The sequence below is a fragment of the Portibacter marinus genome (assembly GCF_021533195.1).
Classification (GTDB): Bacteria; Bacteroidota; Bacteroidia; order Chitinophagales; family Saprospiraceae; genus Portibacter; species Portibacter marinus.
The window spans coordinates 252,438-271,418 of record NZ_JAJNKB010000003.1 but is presented as its reverse complement, the minus strand read 5'-3'; the positions used below and the strand labels follow the sequence as shown (position 1 = coordinate 271,418).

The following is an 18,981-nucleotide window of genomic DNA, read 5'->3' as shown; positions in this document are numbered from 1 at the left end:
AATGAAATTCTACAGTAGGAAACTGATCAAGCCAGAAAATTTGAATGCCAACAACACGCTTTTTGGAGGCGCCTTGTTGAGGTGGATAGATGAAGAAGCAGGTATCTATGCCATGACTAAAATGAACAGTCAAAAAGTGGTGACCAAGTTTATTTCTGAAATTAATTTTGTATCCTCTGCAAAGCAAGGTGATGTGGTCGAAATAGGAATGGAGTTCGTGGGTGTAGGAACCACTAGCATTACTATGAAGTGTTTGGTCAGAAATCTATTCACTCAAAAAACAATTATATCTATAGATCAAATTGTTTTTGTCAGAGTTGATGAAAATGAAAAGCCCTACCCACATGGGTTGACGATGGAGGATATCAATAAGAAAACGGGATGAAGATTAGAATTATCATATCAATCATGATGGTGGTAAGCGCGCTCCATGCACAAAATGAGCGAGTATTAAGCATTTCGGAATATCTGGGGATTGTGAGAGAACATCATCCCATGATTTATAAATCTGAATTGGTCAGAGATTTTGCTGATGCAAATGAGCTGATGTCCAGGGGATCATTCGACCCTAAGTTAGGGGTGACCTGGGATCAAAAGGCTTTTCAAGAGAAGAATTATTATTCGATTTTTAATGGAGGAGTAAAGATCCCCACCTGGTATGCGGTTGACCTGAAAGCAGGATACGACTGGAACAGCGGAGTATTCTTGGATGACAGCGAAAATCTTCCCAGTAACGGTTTAATTTATGGAGGTGTCAGTATCCCATTGGGGCAAGGATTGTTGATCGATGAAAGGAGGACGGAAGTAAGAAAAGCCCAGGTGTTTGTACAATCCAGCATTCAGGAGCAACGAATCTTGCTCAATGAGCTGATCTATAACGCTTTGGATCGGTATATAGATTGGCAGGAAGCATTTTTTAATCTTCAGATTGCTGAAGAAGGTGTAGAATTAGCGAGAATTCGACTCCAGGGCAGTATTAGCAGTTTCAGAAACGGAGATATTCCTGCCATAGATACATTGGAAGCTTTTATATCCTTACAATCCAGACAGATAGAGCAATCAGAAGCAGAACAGAATTTGATAAAAACCAGGCTTGGGCTTAACAACTTCTTGTGGATTCAAGGAGATATTCCATTGGAATTGGAACCGTTTATCCAACCGACTCCCATTAACTTTAATTATTTAGAAGCAGCTTCAGACAGTCTGGTTTTGGTGCAGGATGAGTTCTTGGCTCAGCACCCCGAGTTGTTACAATATGAATACAAGATAGAAAGCTTAGACATTGAAGAGCGCTTAAATAGAGAGTTTCTCAAGCCCGATTTGAGATTAGACTACAATCCACTATATCAGGCGGGTACCGATTTTCAACCCATCGAAAATTATAAATTAGGGATATCAGCAGCTTATCCATTATTGCAGAGAAAAGCGCGAGGCAAATTGAGAATGACTCGTGTGAAACTTCAGGACACCTATTACGATTTTAGCCTCAAAAGACAGGATTTACAAGTTAAACTGGAAACCTATTACAATTTGCAAAGACAGCTGGAAGAACAAAATGTAATCACAGCAGATGCGGTCGTAAATTACAGGCGATTGCTAGAAGCAGAGAATAGAAAATTTGAAATCGGCGAGAGTTCTATTTTCTTGATCAATTCCAGGGAAATCAAATATTTGGAAAGCAGATACAAATTGATACAAGGCCAAAGCAAACTCATTAAAAGCAGACTGATTTACTTGCTATTAAGTGGTCTGATTAACCAGGTGGTATGAGCAATTAAATTCTAATCGGATTTGTATTTATTTGCCATTTCACTCAGTCTTAGGTCAATGGTTTCTTTACTTATGAATTGTCCATTGCGAAATACTCCTATGATTTCTCTCAAAGCACCTATATTCTCGAGTGGATTTGCACCAAGCAAAATTAAATCCGCTGACAAACCTTCCTTGACCTGCCCAAATACGTCCGTTTGGTTAAAAAATCGAGCTGTATTTATCGTGCCTGCTTGTATAATTTCGAGATTTGACATTCCCGCATTTTGCATGCCTGCTATTTCGTGATGGATGGAAAAGCCAGGGACATTGAAGAGCTGTGGAGCATCTGAACCAAGTAAAATGCCGTGTCCATCTTTTGAAAGAGCATTTATCAATTTCTTGCGTATATGGTCGAATTTCTTCCACTGTTCCTCATTAAAGTTTTCGTCAGTCATGTACTGATTTTTAACCCTAAGCCAATTTCGTCTGGTCGCTGGAGGCATGTACTGCATTTCAGGCTGAGCCAACAAGACATCGGCAGTGACCGGTGCAAACCATCGCTCAAATAGGGATTGAGTGGGAACAATCCAAACTTCGTTTTCACGAGAAAGACTTACCAATTCATCTATCAGAGTAGTATCTACCAATGGAGTGAAATTGTATCCAAAGAAACCATTTTCAGTAGGTTCTACATCTTCTGATGCCGGAACCAAACCTTCAATAAATCCATCCACATGATCGATAGAGGCATACCGACTTTTGAGAGCATGTCTAATTCCGACATCAACTGGTACATGCCCAGCAAATGGAATGTCCACTAAGTTGGCAGTTTCAACGATTTGGTCGAAGTTTTCCCTGGAGATGCCAGGGTGTATTTTTAGGAAATCATAACCATTCTCTTTATATTTTCTGACTTTTCGGTCAGCTTCCTCCAAACTTGTTACAGAGTTCCCATTCAATGATGGACTGGAAGTAAATATTCTAGGGCTGAGCAATTGACTACTTTCAGAAGCAGACCTAAGCGCGAGGTGAGACGAATCACCTAACATCCCCCGGATAGCGGTGATACCATTAGACAAGTATAAAAATAGCACTTCTGTGATTCGTTCATCTCCGGTCGATGGAGGTGGGATATGGGCGTGCATCTCCGCTAAACCTGGCATGATGTACTGTCCTTTTGCTTCTATAATAAGGTCTGTACTTTTGATCGGTAGACTAGTGCTGGAAACATATTTAATTTTACCATCTGAAATGGTAATGTGCATATCAGGACTGACTTGTCCGGTGACCACGTCAATTACATTTACATCTAAAATATGAATATCCTCGTATGACCTTTGATTCTGTCCAAAAAGAACATTGACATACACTAAAAAACAGGAGAGCAGCATAAATTTTTTCATACCAATGGTTTTTTGAAAGATAGCAAATTAAAATCAGCGAACATTGCCGCAATTGCTGCGTTAAGAAATAAAAGTATAACGATGGATCAGAATAATTATGATACGCTGTCGGAAGCGATAGAAGATTTAAAGGATAAAGGCTACGTAGAAGACTTCAATATCAAGAGTGATTGTATTAAATGTGAACGACTTGACCGAAAACTAAGCCCTGCAGAGTTCAATGTAGATCAAATGTATAGATTCGAGGGAATGTCAAGTACAGATGATAACTCCGTTCTCTATGCGATATCTTCTGAAAAACATGATCTCAAAGGATTATTGGTGGATGCCTACGGAGTATATGCAGATCCAATGACCATGGAGATGATACAGAAACTGAAGTACGATCCTAGAAAATAAGCCTATCATTTTTCTGAAACGATTCCCAGATTTCCAAGGTCTAAATCTACCCTTGTACCTCCATTCCGGATAGACTTATAGATAGCCTCAACAATAATCATATCTCTTTTTCCCATTTCACCTGGTGCCCTGTTTACGGTCCCTTGAGCGATGTGGCGGGCAAAGTCATCCATTTGGAGTGCCTGCTGGCTCCTATGAGGGAATTCTATCAAAGTGCCATCTGACCTTCTGCCTTTCAGTGGGCCATAGCTATTGGCGGGTTGTAATTCAAACCAACCATTATCACAGGAGGTATAATGACGATTAGCTCTGATGTTATGACTGGTCATCATATTACCGGTGGCGCCGTTTGGAAATTCAAATTGAGCAGTGATGGTTTCGTCTGTTTTTTTAAAGTATTCCGGCCTGGTACTGTATTCTTGAGCAGTTACTGAGATAGGATTCATTCCAGATCCGTAAATATTGCTTTGAATGGCATAAACGCCCATATTCATTAATGCTCCGCCACCTGAAAGATCTATATTAAGCCTCCACTGATCAGGATTGCCTCTTGATATGTATGCTGCATCTGACTGAACATAGCGCACCTCCCCAAAAGTTTTTTCCCTGACCATACTCTTGACTTCCTGGGTATAAGGTTCTGATTGCAAACGGTATCCCACACTCAATTTGACATCTGCATCATTGCAAGCTTGGATAATCGCGTCACATTCTTCGACATTCATGGCCATAGGTTTTTCACAAATCACATGCTTTCCGGCTTTGGCTGCTCTGATGCTAAATTCAGCATGCATAGCGTTGGGAAGTACAACATATACAATATCTATATCGTCATTATCTTTGATGTCGTCAAAATTTTGATAATTGTAAATGTTTTTCTGGGGTATGTCATATTGCTGTGCCCATTGCTTCTCTTTGGCAGGTGTACCTGTAACAATTCCTGCAAGGTGGCATTCGGAGGTTTCTTGCAGAGCAGGTGCAAGTTGACCTGAACTGTAACTTCCCAAGCCGACCAATGCAATTCCCAAGCCCTTCTTTTCACTTTTTACTTGTAAATTAAAAGGCAGCGAGTTGACTAAGGTCAATCCGCCTGCACTTATGAGCAACTGTTTATTAAAAATTCTGCGATTTAATTTCATTTTTGTCGATCTGTTTAATTATTAGATGGCTTTGCACAATGCTTAATTCATCTTGTCAGGAAAAGATAATGTAAAATTTTGTTTTCCAGTAGAAAAAATTTCTTTACAGACAGTATAATCGGCAAAAAATGCCGATTATTGCGACATGAAATTAGCTACTATTGAAAAATTGTCCATTTTGTCCGATGCTGCAAAATATGATGTCTCTTGCGCTTCAAGTGGTTCGGACCGTAAAAATACCAAAACCGGATTAGGTAATTCTACGGGAATGGGCATATGCCATACCTACACGCAAGATGGCAGATGTGTTTCACTTTTAAAAATCTTGTTGACCAATTTTTGCATTTTCGATTGTGCATATTGTGTTTCCAGGAAATCAAATGACGTTAAGCGTGCTGCCTTTACTGTACAGGAGGTGGTAGATCTTACCATGAATTTTTACAAGCGTAATTATATTGAGGGTCTGTTTCTCAGTTCTGGCATTTTCAAAAGTCCCGATTACACCATGGAAAGGTTGGTTAGAATTGCTAAGAAATTACGAACAGAACATCAGTTTAATGGATACATTCACCTAAAAGCGATTCCTGGTGCCAGCGAGGAGTTGTTGTATGAGGCTGGCCTCCATGCCGATCGACTATCGGTCAATATTGAGATGCCATCGGAAAAGAGCTTAAAGTTGGTAGCACCGGAAAAATCTTTTAAGGAGGCTCTGGAACCCATGAGTTATTTGAAGAGTGCCATATCTGAATCCAAGGCAGAGCGTCGAAAAAGCCGAAATGCACCGAAAGTGGCTCCCGGAGGACAATCAACACAATTGATTGTTGGTGCAAGTCCGGAGAGTGATCATCAGATTTTAAATTTATCGGATCAGTTATATAAAACCAAGCAATTGAAGCGGGTCTATTATTCCGGCTATGTCCCCATCAGTGATGATGCTCGATTGCCTACCGTGGATAAAACTCCAGTAGTTCGAGAAAATAGACTTTATCAGGCTGATTGGTTGATGCGTTTTTATGGGTTCAATGTGGATGAAATAGTCAGTGACCTTCATCCCAACCTCGATTTACAATTGGATCCCAAGTCTGCTTTTGCAATGAGGAATTTGCACCTTTTTCCGGTAGATATTAATAGAGCTGATTACTGGCAAATCATCAGAGTGCCTGGCATCGGCGTGAAGTCAGCCAAAAAGATTGTGGCTGCCAGGAAGTTTAGAAGACTTAATGTTGAACAATTGAAAAAGATAGGTGTGGTGTGGAAGCGTGCGCAATATTTTATAGAGTGTGTAGGATACTTGAATAAATTACTTGATAAACCTGAATACCTCATCAGGAGAAATTTATTGCCAGCATCAGTTCAGCAATCAGAAAGAGAAAAGCAACTTACATTATGGTAAAAGAAAAAGTGGTTTGTTGCTATGATGGAAGCTTTCAGGGATTTTTAAGTAGCGTATTCACCATCTATGAACGAAGGTTAGATGCAGTAGACATCCAAAAATGCGAGGGTTCAGGTACAGATATGTTTTCAGTTAAGCTGCAAATTGATTCAGATCGGAGTAAGGCTGAAAGGGTGCTTAAAGGACTGAAAAAGCATTCAGACAAAAGGATGATTAAGCAAATTTACCGGTGCTTTTTATCTGAGCAGGATGGGATTGAAATGAGATTGCTTGTCTTAATCCGGCAAATATTCAAAGGTAATACAGGTTATTTCTACAATTATGGAGATGAGAATGTGATGGCGTTGCATAAAGTCTTAAAGATGATCAGGCGTGAGGTTCACAGGATGCACGCATTTGTCCGTTTTCAGGAACTGAAGGATGGGTCTTATGCCGCTGTAGTTGAGCCTGATTTTGACGTGATGCCCTTGATAGGTCAGCATTTTGAAGACAGATATCCTTCAATGGAGTGGATTATTTTTGATGTGAGGCGACAATATGGTTTGCATTATAAAGATTTTAAGAGCACATTTATTGGATTTGAAGAGAAACTCTTGACCATAAAGAGCTCGGCATTGTCCACGGAAGAGCTGGAGTATCAGAAAATGTGGCGGCAATATTTTCAGAGTGTGAATATTTCAGAAAGAAATAATGCAAAATTACACCTTCGTCATGTTCCCAGAAGGTATTGGAATAATTTAATAGAGAAGCAATAGAACATCGGCTTATATTTGCGGTTTAGAGGTTCAAATGGGGAGTTGAGAATTCATTAAAAGAGTGTAAATGTTTGCCAGACTTTTAAGTTATTTCATTTCAGGATTAGCGTTGGTGCTGCCTTTATTACTAACGGCATGGGTCATCTTTTATATCCTTTCTTATGTAGATTCGTACTTGAAATTAAGATCATCAATGCTCATCTTTTTAGGAGTTATTGTTTTACTGACTTTAATTGGCTACCTGGCAAGGAAATATGTAGAAGTTGCATTCTGGGCTAGGGTAGAAGCTTATCTGATCAAATTACCGATTTTAGGATTGGTTTATAAATCGGTAAAAGATATTACGACCGCCTTGATTGGTCGGGATAGGAAGTTTTCAGAACCGGTGATGGTGAAAATGCATGATGAAGATGTATATAAAATTGGCTTTATTACAAATAAGGAGGTAGGCTTGCTACTTGGCGAGCAAACGGATCAGAGCACGGAGGATAAATTTTTTTTGGTCTATTTTCCGCTCTCTTTCAGTCTTTCCGGAGATCTATATCTGGTTCCGCGGTCCCGGGTTAGACCCATTCAGGGAAAAGCCAAGGATGTGATGCAAGCCATCGTATCCGGTGGGATTATTAATGTAGATGGCCCAAAGAAAATAATTCATTAATTTTTCAGTAAATCTGAAGCACAGGTGTGGCAAAAGGCTTAAAGCAGATTCAGGTATTAATTAATCTTATGCAATGAAAGACATACCTGGAATCATATCAAATTAAACAAAGTGTCGAAGTAGCTCTGAAGGTTTTATAAGTGAAATCTGAATAGGAGAGCAGTTATCTGTTGATGATTACTTTCCTGGCAATATTTGATTTGCCTCTAGATACCTGAAGCATATACAAGCCCTCTGGAAGCTTTTCTACATTCATCCTAGGTCCTTCTGATTTTAAGATCAGTTTACCATCATACGTGTACAAAGAAAGAACTTCGGCGAATGGCACAGTTATGCTTTCGCTGGCTGGATTCGGAAATACCAAAACATTGGCCTCCAAAAAATCAATGGTCGTATTTTCAGTAGAAGACGTTAATGCACAGGCTTTTTCAGCTAGTAATACTGCTAACTCCTGTGGCCTTGCAAATAATTCATTGATCACTACATTTACACTATGCCCACAATCCCTGTCATACAAGGTGTATGAAGCGTAACCAATGGTCGCCCCACCGTGCCCAAAATAAGTTCGATCATTGATGTTCAGGCGATATAGGCCTAGGCCCATTTCCTTTCCTTCTTCGTCATCCGGCCATTCTATAAAGTCTGTTATTTGTGAGACAATAAAATCACTGAAGTGGTTTTGATTGAAAACGGCATCATACCAACGGGTCATCCAGACAGGTCGTGAAACTAAAAATCCAGCTGACCATGTAATCGTACCAAGAGCTATTCTCTCTGTTTCAAAATAATCCTGACCAAGCAGGAAAGGGTGCGCGATTTCACCAGGAACATCTTCAAACCCTTCCATATAGAATCCATCCAATCCTAATGGCGTTAGAATCGAATCACGAAGCAGATCTTCGAATTGTAATCCTGTAGCTGACTCCATAATCATGGCTGCTAAAATGTAATTGGCATTCGAATAATAAACCCCTTCTCCGGGCCCACCAATCGGCTCGAAGATATATTCCAGTGTTTCTTCAGGAGTCCAAATCCGCAGTGGCTCACTAATGACCAGGCCCGGGAACAATTCGTTATTGCCTATGAAGTCATTCACACCGCTGTTGTGCTGTAAAAGTTGCTTAACGGAGATAGAAGGATCGACATATTGAATACTGGGCAACCATTGACCAACTTTATCTTCAAGCTGATAGAAACCATTTTCGATCATCTTTAGAGAAAGGATCGATGTGAAAAGCTTGGTATTGCTCGCAACCCCAACGAACATGCTGGTATCCATTGACACTTGAGCATGGGAGAAACCCGTAGCTCCCTGAAACTCTGTGCCATCGGCTAGTCTTACTGCCACAGAAATTCCAGGCAAGTTTTTTGATTGGTAGTACTCTTCTATAACTAATTGAAATTCACCAACATCGATTTGAGCGTAGGAGGTGAATGCCAAAAAACTAAGAAAGGTAAATGAAAACAAAATTCGCATGGTCATGTAACGAAGTAAAGGATCATTCGGTTTCACATTTAAGCCTCGAAATCAATTGCTTTTTTCAGATATGCATTAAATGGCTGAATAATCTTAAATCCTCTTTCTACTATGTCGGTAAAATCACTGCCGTTCACTTCTTTCTGAGTCAGAGAATGAATGGCCGTAAAGTTCTTTCTTCTCAACAGTTCGATGTGCTGATGATCTTCGGAATAACCTCGAGGACTGGTCTTTAATTGATCTGGATCTTCTGACAATCCACCATAAAATTGTTGAAATTTATCTTCCTGCAAAATTTTAAGTAGTTCTTCGCCATCATAATCAATAGCAGCTCTGATTTTCTTAAGCGTTTTATTGTCAGGATGATGTAAGCCGCCGCCCATGAAAGATCCATTTGGTGAAACATGAACGTACAATGCCGGATCAGACATTTCTCCCGGACTAAAGGCAAAATTATCCTTGTAAACCGGCCGATCAGGATGAAACATGCGATTGTTATTGATTCGCATGATGGTGCTTTTAGGCTCTATCTTCCCATATTTCGGATCTATTTTCGCTAAACGGTCCAGAATGGCGGCGCATTGATCAATCCAAATTTCTTTTGCTTCATGGTACCGGTCTCTGTTTTCATCCATCCATTCCTTGGAGTTGTTTTCTTGTAAATCTCTGAGAAAGTCGAAGATTTTTCTGTTGTTCATTTTTAATAGTTTTTAAGTATAGACGAATACTGAGGTTTATAAAGGGACAGTCGAAAATAAATTTAACTTTGTTATTGTTCTTTAGTAAACTTTCAGATTATGAACAGCAGAGTCGACCATGTGGTTTATGCCGTCAAGAATTTAGATGAGGCGGTAGAAGATCTTTACCAAAAGTTGGGTGTCAAGCCTAGCTACGGTGGACGTCATTTGGACCACGGGACCAAAAATGCACTTTTGGATTTAGGGGACCAATGCTATCTGGAGATCATTGCTATTGATGAGACAAAAGAGAAAGCCAACCATCCTCATTGGATGGGCTTAGATTTAATTGAGCACAACAAGGTAACGAGATGGTGTGTGAAAACCGCGAATATAAAAGAAGATGCCCGGGCATTAGGTCAATATAAAGAGGAGCTCGGAGAAATTGTAGAAGGGAGTCGTAGGACAGCTGATGAAAAATTACTAAAGTGGAAGATGACCCAACCTCTGGATCGACCAGAAGTTGAAATTGTGCCATTTGTGGTCGACTGGTCTGAGTCCGAGCATCATCCCACAGATCAATTAGAGGCGAAGTGTAAGTTTATGTGTATTGAGTTTTATCACACAGAACCCAAAACCATTCATACCGTACTAAAGCATTTTAGAGATGATGTGGACCTCAAGAAAGGAGATCGAAACGCCATTTATCTGTATATAGAATCCCCTAAAGGAATTATTAAATTATGACTAGAATCGTTTTAATTAGTTTGTTGATCAGTTTGCTATACGCTTGTGATCACGCTACCAATAAAGAACCTGTCAGCGAAGTTCCGCAAACTAGAGAAGATAGTTTGTTAAATGCAACCATTGAGGCGCATGGGGGAGAAGCATATGAACAGTCTGCATATACCTTTACTTTCAGAGATAGAAAATATTCGTTTGTCAATGAGGGACCTTCTTATCGATATGAAGCAAAGTATGAGAAAAATGATACGTTCTTTGAGGATTACATGGATAATGAAAAGTTTTCTAGAAAAGTGAATGGTGAAGCAGCCGCATTGACAGAAAAAAAGGAAACTAGCGGCAGAGAAGGATTAAATTCAGTGATTTATTTTGCCACCCTACCTCACAAGCTAAAAGATCCTGCGGTCAATAAATTTTATGAAGGAGAGGTAATCATTAAAGATCAAGCTTACCATGTGATACGAGTTACTTTCGATGAAGAAGGAGGAGGGCTGGATCATGAAGACAACTATTATTATTGGATCAACAAGGGATCGAACTTCATCGATTATTTAGCGTATAATTATCAAGTAAATGGTGGTGGAGTCAGGTTTCGGGAAGGTTATAATAAGAGAAAACTAGGTGGAATTGTTTTTCAGGACTACGTGAATTATAAGGCCCCTCTTGGAACACCTCTAGCGGAATTACCCTCACTATTTGAGGCGGGCAAGTTGGAAAAACTCTCCGAAATCAATACGGAAGATGTGAAATTGTTAAGCACTCAGGAATAAGGCTATTGATGAATTTTAGCATTGTCCTAATTGTGCATAAAATGAATGAAATATGAAGACAATTAATTCAAATAAGGAATTTAATGATTTGGTGGCGACTGGGAAGCCCATCATGCTGGATTTTTATGCGGACTGGTGTGGTCCATGTCAACAACTTCTACCTACGGTTGAAAAGTTGGCAAAGGAATTTGAGGGCCAGGTAGAAATCGTAAAAATCAATGTGGATGAACAAAGAGACATTGCTTCTAAGTTTCAAGTAAGAAGCATCCCATCTTTGTTTTTTATGGTGGGGAATAAAGTTAAAAGCTCGCATCTTGGAATGGCTTCCGATGTAACATTGAGAAAGAAAATCCAGACCTTACTCAATTAGTTTTGATAAATTTTTGCACTTGTTCACCGACCTTTAGAAGATAAATTCCAGGTTGAAGGGTTTGTATGTCAATGGTTGGTTGGGAAAGTTTACCTTTTTTGACCAATCCCCCATTCTGGCTAAGAATCCGAAACTTTTGACCTATGTTAGACGAGTCAACATTGATGGTATTAGTGGAAGGATTTGGATAAATTGCAAACTTGATTATGGCTTGTTCTGATGTGGAAGAAAAGAGTTGCTGGAAAAGTCCGTCGTGTGTATTACTTCCCTTATATCCATTAAACAGGACAGAGGAAGGTCGATAAGGAACTTCAAGATTGAAAACATTAATAAACACGGAGTCAGGGCTGGTGCTGTTAAATTTTAATTGATAGGATAGGGCCGTCAGATCCATCATTCCATCGTTATCAATATCTGACAAAGATGCGCCATTGACGAAAGTAAAACCGTCGACCAGTAATGGAAAATTAGAGGCTTCACTACCATTTTCTAGGTGATAGGCATGAATTAAACCTTTCCCATTCATAGTGGCTTTCGAAGCGGTTATGATTTCCCAATCCTGATCGTTATCTATATCAGCTATCGCCAGAATGCCTTCTGAGCCAACTAAATCAATGATTTGAAAGTCTTCCAATCGATTTCCATTATGGTCATAGCCAAGCACGACATCATCAGGTAGGGTTTCGTCCACATACGGTCTGGCATAGAAAACTTCCAAATCTCCATCACCATCGATATCGACAACTGCAGGTGTGGCATAAGTCCATAGCTGGTCGTAGTCAGGCCAATTAGCATGGTATCCTCCATCGCTCGTTACAGCAATGGTGCCGGGTAGATCTCCATGGCGGGCACCGATGATTTCAAGATTAGAATCTGAATTCAGATCAGCGAGAATGGGAGATTGGTAAGAAAATTTACTGCCATTCTCTTCTAGAGGAAATCCATCAAGTAACATTCCACTAGCATCAAAAACATAAAGCGCTGTGGTAGTACATGTGATTAATTCTTTGTTCCCATCCTGATCAATGTCTCCTATGGAAGGCGTAAATGCCGGCGTTCCTGGAATGGTCACTGGCCAACCAGCGTTGATAGGTTTAGCGTCTAGAGTTAATGAATGTACTCTACCTTGACTAGAATTAATTCTTTCACTAGCCAAAATTTCGAGCTGTCCCTGTCCATCCAGATCAGCTAGTGCAATGCCATTTAGAAAAAAATGATTTTCAATGTTAAGCGGCCACCCTGGCATAATCTTACCTTCATGATCAAAAACATAAACATTTCCAACGGCTGGTACACCATAAGTTTGTACTGCAATTTCTAAATCTCCATCCAGGTCAATATCGGCGATGGCTGGTGGAAAATTAGAGGTGCCTTTCAATTGGACTTGCCAATGTACAGTGCCATCCGCATTCAAGGCATACAGTGTTTCATTGAGACAAACGATGATTTCTTGCAGCCCATCCTTGTTTAGATCTGCAATGCTTACATTTCTAAAATTCTTAAAATTGGGGTGGGCAATGGTTGTAAAAGGAAAGCCTTCGACTTGAGAAAAGTTGGACCTTTTAAATGAATAATCTACTGCTGCCTTATGAATCGAATAATTGCCATTTGCATCCAAATAGGCTACCTTCGTGACTTGTGCGGAAAGGCCTGCCACCAACAAGCTCAAAGTCCACAGTAGAAATTGTTTCATGTTTGGTTCATTTTATTTCAACTATCAAAGTAAATAATGTGCGTACCAAAGTTAAAATTAATTCAATGGATTATTTTTACTCCAATAAAACCAACTTATGATCATCGAAGAAGCATTTGGCCAGTCTAAAAAGTTTACACTTGAAAATAAAAATGGGGTAGAAGTTACTGTCTTAAACTATGGTGGCATTATTCAATCCATCCTTACTCCCGATCAGAATGGTTTGCTAGCAGATATTACCCTTGGGTTTGATCAGTTTGAAGATTATTTGAAGGGACATCCTTATTTCGGAGCGATCATAGGAAGGTATGGAAATAGAATCGAGGGAGGTCGATTCGAGTTGGATGGAAAAATTTACAAATTAGCCACCAATAGCAACGGTAATCACCTGCATGGAGGTGAGCAAGGGTTTGACAAGAAGTTCTGGCATTCGGAAGTGGAGAATGAAAAATTGATATTGACTTACAGGAGCCCACATATGGAAGAAGGGTATCCAGGCAACTTGGATGTTAAAGTCAGCTATGAATTAAATGATGAAAATGCTCTGATTCTTACCTATGAAGCGGCTACCGATCAGGCTACACCCATTAGTTTGACCAATCATGCCTACTTCAACCTGGCCGGATCAGGAGATGTCTTAGAACATCGTTTAATGATCAATGCCTCATACATCACACCGGTAAATAGGTATATCATTCCGCTGGGACATCTACAGGAAGTTGCAGACACTCCTTTTGATTTTAGAAGCATGAAGGCGATAGGACAAGATATCGATTCGCCAGATGAGCAACTCGAATTTGGAGGTGGCTACGATCACAACTTTGTACTTGATCAACCTGGCATTCAGTATCTAGCAGCGAAGGTGCTTGAGCCTCAGAGTGGACGAGTTTTAGAAGTACATACAGATGAACCGGGTATTCAACTCTATACCGGAAATTGGTTAGAAGGTCATTATAATGGGAAATTTCAGCAAAACTATGGTAAGCGAACCGGCTTTTGTCTTGAAACCCAGCACTTCCCAGATAGTCCGAATCAGTCAAATTTCCCATCTGTAATTATAAAACCTGGTGAATTATTTCGTTCACAGACTATTTATAAGTTTGGAGTACGAAGTGTTGATCAGTGAATTAAATTTAATGGAATAATCTGAAAGCCAGCCTTGCAAGTTTCTTTTTCCAATCTGCTCTATTAGCAGCTATCACTCCTCGAATGGTTTTTTGATTGATACGTGATTTGACGGGGTAAGGATATACACGAGATTCAATCGTTTTGATCTTGACGCCGGCATCTTTAGCCAGTTCCATCTCTTGGATTAATTCGCCAGCATCCGGAGCAATCATGCTTCCGGAGATTAATTTTCTCCCCCTCACATTTCGGTTGTTTTCCATCCACATGGAGGTGTGTCCATACTGATATTCCTGAATGATTGCACGATCATCCTCAGCGAAAGATTGATCCTGGCGGTAATAGTTGACTTTGTTTTCGTCCAATTCACGCTCAGTCCAACCAAAATGGGCAACTTGTGGATCTGTAAAAGTGACCCAACTGAGATCACGAGTAGTATTTTTGTGCTTCATAATAGGGATCAAGAGGTTTCTCCAGAGCATTCTGACCATTTTCTCAGCTCCGTGAGAAAGCATGTAACTACCCGCGGCATCGCCAATGGCATATACCTGACGATTACTTGTGCGAAGATATTTATCAACTTTAATTTTACTATTTTTCGTCAATTCAATGCCGGCCTCTGACAATCCTATATCCTGGGTGTTGACTACCCGGCCAATGGCCATTAAGGCTGCTGATGAGTAAATGGTGCGAAGGCTACCATCCTTGGATTCAATGGTAGCTTTGCCATCAGAAAAAGATTTTACAGTGGCGTTGTTGATCACTTGAATGCCTTCTTTTGCAAAACATTCCTCGAGTATGGCAGATACTTTTTCCTGTTCTTTGGACAACAACCTCTCTCCTCTATTGACTATGGTGACTTTACTGCCCAGGCGTGAAAAAGCCTGACCCATTTCACAACCAATTGGCCCTCCACCTATAACAGTGAAATGTTCAGGCAAAGATTTGCATTCAAAGAAAAGGGTTTCATTGTTGTATATGGTTGTGTTGTCCTGGCCCTCAATTTCAATCATCCGCGGACTGGAACCTGTACACAATAGAATGATTTTGGCTTCCAGCTTTTCCCCATTGACTTCCACTACATTCTTGTCAACGAAACGCGCTTTGCCGATGATGACTTCATAACCTTGATTTCTCAAGGCTTCGGCATCTTCTTCATTGCGTATCTCAGTCTGTTTCTCATGAATGTAGCTTAGTACTTTTGACATGTCGGCATTCCCGCTAACAGTCATACCAAATTTTGCCGCTTTTCTCGCCTCGTGAAAGTGATTGGCAATATGAATCATTGCTTTTGAAGGAACACAGCCAAAATTGGTACAATCACCACCGAAGTGATTTTCATCCTTTTCAATTAAAACCGTTTTTAAACCTAAAGCATTGGCAACCCCGGAATTTCCCAGTCCTGCACTACCTGCACCGATCACAATGACATCATATTTCTTCATCGTAGGAAGATAATACTAAAAGGCTCCCTTATAGAGTGCATGTCCATTAATATTTTAAGGAAGACGAAATTACCTGGAGTAGTAGCTTGTAATCGTAGCTCTACCTAAAATGTGTTCATTGGCCATAAACATAATCATCGCTGGTTGTGTACCATTTTCAATCTCTAATCTTTCTGTGGAAAGTGCATAGACTGTGAATTGATAAGCATGAGCAGGATCGCCTGGAGGCGGGCACGCACCACCATATTCTGTAGATCCATAATCATTTAATCCGTGAACACAAGCATCTGGAAACTCTGAAATACCAGATTTAAATTCTGTGGTTGAAGCCGGGATATTCGCCACACACCAATGCCACCACCCGCTCACTGTTGGAGCATCAGGGTCATAGCAAATGACAATGAAACTCTTAGTGCCTTCCGGTGCATTTTCCCACTTTAAGTGAGGTGATACATTTTCACCACCCGCTCCAAAATCATTGAAAACGTGTTTCTTGGTCATTTGTGATTTCAGGTCACTGCTCGAAATTTTAAAATTGTTCATGTTTTTTCTTTAGCAACATTGACATCAGAAAACCTGTTCGATCGACTCAGGAAAAATCGGTTGGTTTTCATGTGATAGTGCCATTATTGGTAATTGTGTCACCTTGGTCCTCACAGAAATCTAGATTCTTCACCAAACAAACCATATTTTTGAAGATATGTTTGATACTTTCAACTATTAATCGTAATATTGCGATTAATACTATGGGAATATCTAAAACAGAACTATTTACGCCAGAGCAGAATGAGATTGCTTCCATCGCAAAGGCTATTGCTCATCCCGCCAGAATTGCTATCCTACAATACTTGGTAGATGTCAATTCATGTGTGTGTGGTGAAATCGTGGACGAAATCGGTCTTTCTCAGTCAACGATCTCCCAACATCTGAAAGAGTTGAAAAAGATGGACATTATCAAAGGTGAAGTGGAAGGTGTTAAGGTATGTTATTGTATTAACCGTCAAAAAATGGATTCTATTCGGATCTTATTCAATCAAATTTTCAAGCAGTTTTCTTGCTGCTAAAATTAATGTGTCAATTATGAATTTAAATGAAATTAAAGAGGAGTTAAAAGCCAGGGACCATGTAGGTTTTGTTTTACCGGATGGAAAGAAGGTACCCGCACACTTTCATGTCACCGAGATAGGAAAAGTCGATAAACACTTTATGGATTGTGGTGGAAAAGAAAGAAAAGAGGTAAAAGCCAGTATTCAACTATGGAGCTCTATTGATATCCATCACAGGCTCACACCTGAAAAGCTCATTAAGATTATTGATTTAAGTCAGAAAAAGCTTGGTCTTACGGACGAAGAAGTGGAAGTGGAGTATCAGGGAGATACTGTGGGTAAGTATGCTTTGGATTCAGGTAGTGGGGATTTTCAATTAGTGCCAACACAGACCACCTGCCTGGCAAAGGAGGATTGTGGTGTTCCAAAGTTAATTGTTAATCTTGCTGACAAAGCTGACGCTTGTTGTTCAACTGACTCAATGTGTTGCTAAAATGAGATTTGAGTCCATTCACTTACAAAACTTTCCTGAAGTTCAGCGGATCTACGAAGAAGGTTTAGCTACTGGAGTGGCTACTTTTGAGACACATATTCCGGAATGGGATAAATGGGACTCGGATCATTTGGCATATGGGAGGATTTTGGCTACAGATGGAAAAAGTTATTTGGGTTGGGCAAGTTTAGCACCCGTATCTGGCAGATGCGTTTATGGCGGGGTGGCGGAAGTCAGCGTGTATGTATCTGAAAAGGCGAGAGGTCAGGGTGTGGGTTACTATCTCCTAGGAGAGCTTATTCGAATCAGTGAAGAAAATGGCATTTGGACCCTTCAAAGTGGGATCATGCCCGGGAATATTGCCAGCATCAATTTACATAAGAAATGTGGCTTTCGGACCATTGGGTATAGAGAAAAAGTTGCTCAGTTAAATGGAGTTTGGATGGACAATATCCTGATGGAAAGAAGGAGCAAAGTAGTAGGTGTATGATCGAAGAGCAAAGAAGATCGTCGCTTGAAAAGCTAGCCTCCGTCATTGATGAGCAGATCCAAAACCGTGACGTTGTTTTGCTCAACTTTATTTGTACACATAATTCTCGAAGGAGTCATTTAGCACAAATTTGGGCACAGGTTACAGCGATCAGAAATGGAAACCGTAAAGTTCATTGTTTTTCTGGTGGCACGGAGGCCACAGCGGTGCATCCCATGATTATCAGGACTCTGATAAATCAGGGTTTCTTGATCACCAAAATTTCGGATGGTGATAACCCGGTATATGGTGTCAAATCAGATCCCAATGCTCCACCTTGGTTTATCTTTTCTAAAAAATATGATCACCCCATTAACCCTTCAGGTCAATTCATAGCGATCATGACCTGTGATGAAGCAGACGAAAACTGTCCAATCATACCCACTGCGGATCATCGATTTGCCATTACTTATAAAGATCCCAAGGCAGCAGATGATAGACCTGATCAAAAGCAAGTGTATTTGGAAAGAAGTGAACAGATTAAGGAAGAAATGGAGTATTTATTTGGCCATATCGGGAGGAATGGATAAGCGTCAGGGGATTTTTAGACGGTCAATAGCTAATATGCCCGCTTAGATTCGTATTACTATATTCGACAGTAAAAGAAGGGAAGTGTTGACCTAACGAATCCAAACACATTTTGTCAATCAACGAGACTTACCAGGCAGGTTGGATCGTAAACTATGCGCATAAATTTGGATCTTAGTATAAATATCAATAACCATTATGGTAAATTTTAATCAGCAAACAAAAAGTATTCGTTCTTTTATTGGAGCCAAAAATTACAATGAATCCAGAGAATTTTATCGATCTCTTGGGTGGCAGGAGTCGGTAATTGATGAAGGGATGTCTTATTTTATAGTCAGTGAGGGAATCGGATTTTATTTACAGAAGTATTATGTAAAAAAGTGGGTTGACAATACCATGATGTTTCTGGAAGTAGAAGATCTGGAAGGTATGCATCGATATGTGAAGGACTTAAACCTTGTCGACCAATACGAATATGTGCGGCTAAGCGAAATCGTTCACAAGGACTGGGGTAGCGAATTTTTTCTCCACGATCCCAGTGGAGTGCTGTGGCATATAGGAAGATTTAATGATTGAAGAAAACAT

Annotated in this window: 22 protein-coding genes; 15 read left to right on the top strand and 7 right to left on the bottom strand. The window is 40.1% G+C overall.

Annotated elements, in window-relative coordinates; translation table 11 throughout:
• Window position 1: 1 nt before the first annotated feature.
• Together L2567_RS08870 and L2567_RS08865 are read left to right on the top strand one after the other, a co-directional pair.
• Window positions 2-385, top strand: a complete 384-nt coding sequence (locus tag L2567_RS08870) for an acyl-CoA thioesterase (RefSeq protein WP_235297403.1) — start codon at window positions 2-4, stop codon at window positions 383-385.
• Window positions 382-1,770: a TolC family protein gene (locus L2567_RS08865; RefSeq protein ID WP_235297402.1), complete on the top strand. Its 1,389-nt coding sequence runs from the start codon at window positions 382-384 to the stop codon at window positions 1,768-1,770. Before L2567_RS08870 ends, L2567_RS08865 begins: the two co-directional genes overlap by 4 nt.
• An 11-nt stretch (window positions 1,771-1,781) precedes the next feature.
• Here L2567_RS08865 and L2567_RS08860 read toward each other — a convergent pair whose 3' ends face one another.
• Window positions 1,782-3,155, bottom strand: a complete 1,374-nt coding sequence (locus tag L2567_RS08860; protein ID WP_235297401.1) for an amidohydrolase family protein — start codon at window positions 3,153-3,155, stop codon at window positions 1,782-1,784.
• Window positions 3,156-3,236: 81 nt separating this feature from the next.
• Here L2567_RS08860 and L2567_RS08855 point away from each other — a divergent pair, with 81 nt between their 5' ends.
• On the top strand, window positions 3,237-3,554 hold the full coding sequence (locus L2567_RS08855) for a phosphoribosylpyrophosphate synthetase (RefSeq protein ID WP_235297400.1): 318 nt from the start codon (window positions 3,237-3,239) through the stop codon (window positions 3,552-3,554).
• 5 nt (window positions 3,555-3,559) lie between these two features.
• On the opposite strand, the gene L2567_RS08850 is transcribed toward L2567_RS08855, so the two are convergent.
• Window positions 3,560-4,693 carry a Gfo/Idh/MocA family protein gene (locus tag L2567_RS08850; protein WP_235297399.1) on the bottom strand — a complete coding sequence of 378 codons (1,134 nt, stop codon included), beginning with the start codon at window positions 4,691-4,693 and terminating at the stop codon, window positions 3,560-3,562.
• A 145-nt stretch (window positions 4,694-4,838) separates the two neighbouring features.
• Between L2567_RS08850 and L2567_RS08845 the strand changes: the two genes are divergently transcribed.
• From L2567_RS08845 to L2567_RS08835, 3 genes are all read left to right on the top strand, one after another.
• Window positions 4,839-6,086: a putative DNA modification/repair radical SAM protein gene (locus L2567_RS08845; RefSeq protein ID WP_235297398.1), complete on the top strand. Its 1,248-nt coding sequence runs from the start codon at window positions 4,839-4,841 to the stop codon at window positions 6,084-6,086.
• Entirely contained in the window at window positions 6,080-6,841 is a 762-nt protein-coding gene (locus L2567_RS08840) for a TIGR03915 family putative DNA repair protein (RefSeq protein ID WP_235297397.1), read from the top strand. Before L2567_RS08845 ends, L2567_RS08840 begins: the two co-directional genes overlap by 7 nt.
• Window positions 6,842-6,908: 67 nt before the next feature.
• Window positions 6,909-7,499: a DUF502 domain-containing protein gene (locus L2567_RS08835; RefSeq protein WP_235297396.1), complete on the top strand. Its 591-nt coding sequence runs from the start codon at window positions 6,909-6,911 to the stop codon at window positions 7,497-7,499.
• A gap of 163 nt (window positions 7,500-7,662) precedes the next feature.
• Here the strand turns inward: L2567_RS08835 and L2567_RS08830 are convergent, their stop codons facing one another.
• Window positions 7,663-9,012, bottom strand: coding sequence for a serine hydrolase (locus L2567_RS08830; RefSeq protein WP_235297395.1), 1,350 nt, complete (start codon window positions 9,010-9,012; stop codon window positions 7,663-7,665).
• A 2-nt stretch (window positions 9,013-9,014) separates the two neighbouring features.
• Window positions 9,015-9,674 carry a DUF2461 domain-containing protein gene (locus tag L2567_RS08825; RefSeq protein WP_235297394.1) on the bottom strand — a complete coding sequence of 220 codons (660 nt, stop codon included), beginning with the start codon at window positions 9,672-9,674 and terminating at the stop codon, window positions 9,015-9,017.
• A gap of 99 nt (window positions 9,675-9,773) precedes the next feature.
• Between L2567_RS08825 and L2567_RS08820 the strand changes: the two genes are divergently transcribed.
• From L2567_RS08820 to trxA, 3 genes are read left to right on the top strand one after another with little or no spacing between them, the layout of a single operon-like run.
• Window positions 9,774-10,400, top strand: a complete 627-nt coding sequence (locus tag L2567_RS08820; RefSeq protein WP_235297393.1) for a VOC family protein — start codon at window positions 9,774-9,776, stop codon at window positions 10,398-10,400.
• A complete protein-coding gene (locus L2567_RS08815; protein ID WP_235297392.1) occupies window positions 10,397-11,167 on the top strand; it encodes a DUF6503 family protein in 771 nt (256 codons plus the stop codon). Before L2567_RS08820 ends, L2567_RS08815 begins: the two co-directional genes overlap by 4 nt.
• A gap of 52 nt (window positions 11,168-11,219) precedes the next feature.
• Window positions 11,220-11,537 (top strand): thioredoxin, encoded by a 318-nt coding sequence (trxA, locus tag L2567_RS08810; protein ID WP_235297391.1) that lies wholly within the window; start codon window positions 11,220-11,222, stop codon window positions 11,535-11,537.
• Here the strand turns inward: trxA and L2567_RS08805 are convergent.
• Entirely contained in the window at window positions 11,530-13,230 is a 1,701-nt protein-coding gene (locus L2567_RS08805) for a T9SS type A sorting domain-containing protein (protein WP_235297390.1), read from the bottom strand. The two genes, trxA and L2567_RS08805, sit on opposite strands and share 8 nt — an antisense overlap.
• A 97-nt stretch (window positions 13,231-13,327) precedes the next feature.
• Here L2567_RS08805 and L2567_RS08800 point away from each other — a divergent pair, with 97 nt between their 5' ends.
• Window positions 13,328-14,356, top strand: coding sequence for an aldose epimerase family protein (locus tag L2567_RS08800; RefSeq protein WP_235297389.1), 1,029 nt, complete (start codon window positions 13,328-13,330; stop codon window positions 14,354-14,356).
• Window positions 14,357-14,363: 7 nt separating this feature from the next.
• Here L2567_RS08800 and L2567_RS08795 read toward each other — a convergent pair whose 3' ends face one another.
• Complete coding sequence (locus L2567_RS08795; RefSeq protein ID WP_235297388.1) at window positions 14,364-15,800, bottom strand: dihydrolipoyl dehydrogenase family protein; 1,437 nt, start codon at window positions 15,798-15,800, stop codon at window positions 14,364-14,366.
• 69 nt (window positions 15,801-15,869) lie between these two features.
• Window positions 15,870-16,343 (bottom strand): YbhB/YbcL family Raf kinase inhibitor-like protein, encoded by a 474-nt coding sequence (locus L2567_RS08790; RefSeq protein WP_235297387.1) that lies wholly within the window; start codon window positions 16,341-16,343, stop codon window positions 15,870-15,872.
• Between the two features lie 203 nt (window positions 16,344-16,546).
• On the opposite strand from L2567_RS08790, the gene L2567_RS08785 reads away from it, so the two are divergent.
• The 5 genes from L2567_RS08785 to L2567_RS08765 all read left to right on the top strand — a co-directional run bounded on the left by L2567_RS08785 (window position 16,547) and on the right by L2567_RS08765 (window position 18,972).
• A complete protein-coding gene (locus tag L2567_RS08785) occupies window positions 16,547-16,864 on the top strand; it encodes an ArsR/SmtB family transcription factor (protein ID WP_235297386.1) in 318 nt (105 codons plus the stop codon).
• A 16-nt stretch (window positions 16,865-16,880) separates the two neighbouring features.
• Window positions 16,881-17,339 (top strand): DUF6428 family protein, encoded by a 459-nt coding sequence (locus tag L2567_RS08780; RefSeq protein ID WP_235297385.1) that lies wholly within the window; start codon window positions 16,881-16,883, stop codon window positions 17,337-17,339.
• A gap of 1 nt (window position 17,340) precedes the next feature.
• Complete coding sequence (locus L2567_RS08775) at window positions 17,341-17,829, top strand: GNAT family N-acetyltransferase (RefSeq protein WP_235297384.1); 489 nt, start codon at window positions 17,341-17,343, stop codon at window positions 17,827-17,829.
• A complete protein-coding gene (locus L2567_RS08770) occupies window positions 17,826-18,398 on the top strand; it encodes an arsenate-mycothiol transferase ArsC (protein WP_235297383.1) in 573 nt (190 codons plus the stop codon). Before L2567_RS08775 ends, L2567_RS08770 begins: the two co-directional genes overlap by 4 nt.
• 196 nt (window positions 18,399-18,594) lie before the next feature.
• Window positions 18,595-18,972, top strand: coding sequence for a VOC family protein (locus tag L2567_RS08765; protein ID WP_235297382.1), 378 nt, complete (start codon window positions 18,595-18,597; stop codon window positions 18,970-18,972).
• The last annotated feature ends 9 nt before the right edge of the window (window positions 18,973-18,981 follow it).

Coding starts and splice junctions, on each gene's coding strand:
- L2567_RS08870 (WP_235297403.1), top strand. CDS start 2: ATGAAATTCTACAGTAGGAAACTGATCAAGCCAGAAAATTTGAATGCC.
- L2567_RS08865 (WP_235297402.1), top strand. CDS start 382: ATGAAGATTAGAATTATCATATCAATCATGATGGTGGTAAGCGCGCTC.
- L2567_RS08860 (WP_235297401.1), bottom strand. CDS start 3,155: ATGAAAAAATTTATGCTGCTCTCCTGTTTTTTAGTGTATGTCAATGTT.
- L2567_RS08855 (WP_235297400.1), top strand. CDS start 3,237: ATGGATCAGAATAATTATGATACGCTGTCGGAAGCGATAGAAGATTTA.
- L2567_RS08850 (WP_235297399.1), bottom strand. CDS start 4,693: ATGAAATTAAATCGCAGAATTTTTAATAAACAGTTGCTCATAAGTGCA.
- L2567_RS08845 (WP_235297398.1), top strand. CDS start 4,839: ATGAAATTAGCTACTATTGAAAAATTGTCCATTTTGTCCGATGCTGCA.
- L2567_RS08840 (WP_235297397.1), top strand. CDS start 6,080: ATGGTAAAAGAAAAAGTGGTTTGTTGCTATGATGGAAGCTTTCAGGGA.
- L2567_RS08835 (WP_235297396.1), top strand. CDS start 6,909: ATGTTTGCCAGACTTTTAAGTTATTTCATTTCAGGATTAGCGTTGGTG.
- L2567_RS08825 (WP_235297394.1), bottom strand. CDS start 9,674: ATGAACAACAGAAAAATCTTCGACTTTCTCAGAGATTTACAAGAAAAC.
- L2567_RS08820 (WP_235297393.1), top strand. CDS start 9,774: ATGAACAGCAGAGTCGACCATGTGGTTTATGCCGTCAAGAATTTAGAT.
- L2567_RS08815 (WP_235297392.1), top strand. CDS start 10,397: ATGACTAGAATCGTTTTAATTAGTTTGTTGATCAGTTTGCTATACGCT.
- trxA (WP_235297391.1), top strand. CDS start 11,220: ATGAAGACAATTAATTCAAATAAGGAATTTAATGATTTGGTGGCGACT.
- L2567_RS08805 (WP_235297390.1), bottom strand. CDS start 13,230: ATGAAACAATTTCTACTGTGGACTTTGAGCTTGTTGGTGGCAGGCCTT.
- L2567_RS08800 (WP_235297389.1), top strand. CDS start 13,328: ATGATCATCGAAGAAGCATTTGGCCAGTCTAAAAAGTTTACACTTGAA.
- L2567_RS08795 (WP_235297388.1), bottom strand. CDS start 15,800: ATGAAGAAATATGATGTCATTGTGATCGGTGCAGGTAGTGCAGGACTG.
- L2567_RS08790 (WP_235297387.1), bottom strand. CDS start 16,343: ATGAACAATTTTAAAATTTCGAGCAGTGACCTGAAATCACAAATGACC.
- L2567_RS08785 (WP_235297386.1), top strand. CDS start 16,547: ATGGGAATATCTAAAACAGAACTATTTACGCCAGAGCAGAATGAGATT.
- L2567_RS08780 (WP_235297385.1), top strand. CDS start 16,881: ATGAATTTAAATGAAATTAAAGAGGAGTTAAAAGCCAGGGACCATGTA.
- L2567_RS08775 (WP_235297384.1), top strand. CDS start 17,341: ATGAGATTTGAGTCCATTCACTTACAAAACTTTCCTGAAGTTCAGCGG.
- L2567_RS08770 (WP_235297383.1), top strand. CDS start 17,826: ATGATCGAAGAGCAAAGAAGATCGTCGCTTGAAAAGCTAGCCTCCGTC.
- L2567_RS08765 (WP_235297382.1), top strand. CDS start 18,595: ATGGTAAATTTTAATCAGCAAACAAAAAGTATTCGTTCTTTTATTGGA.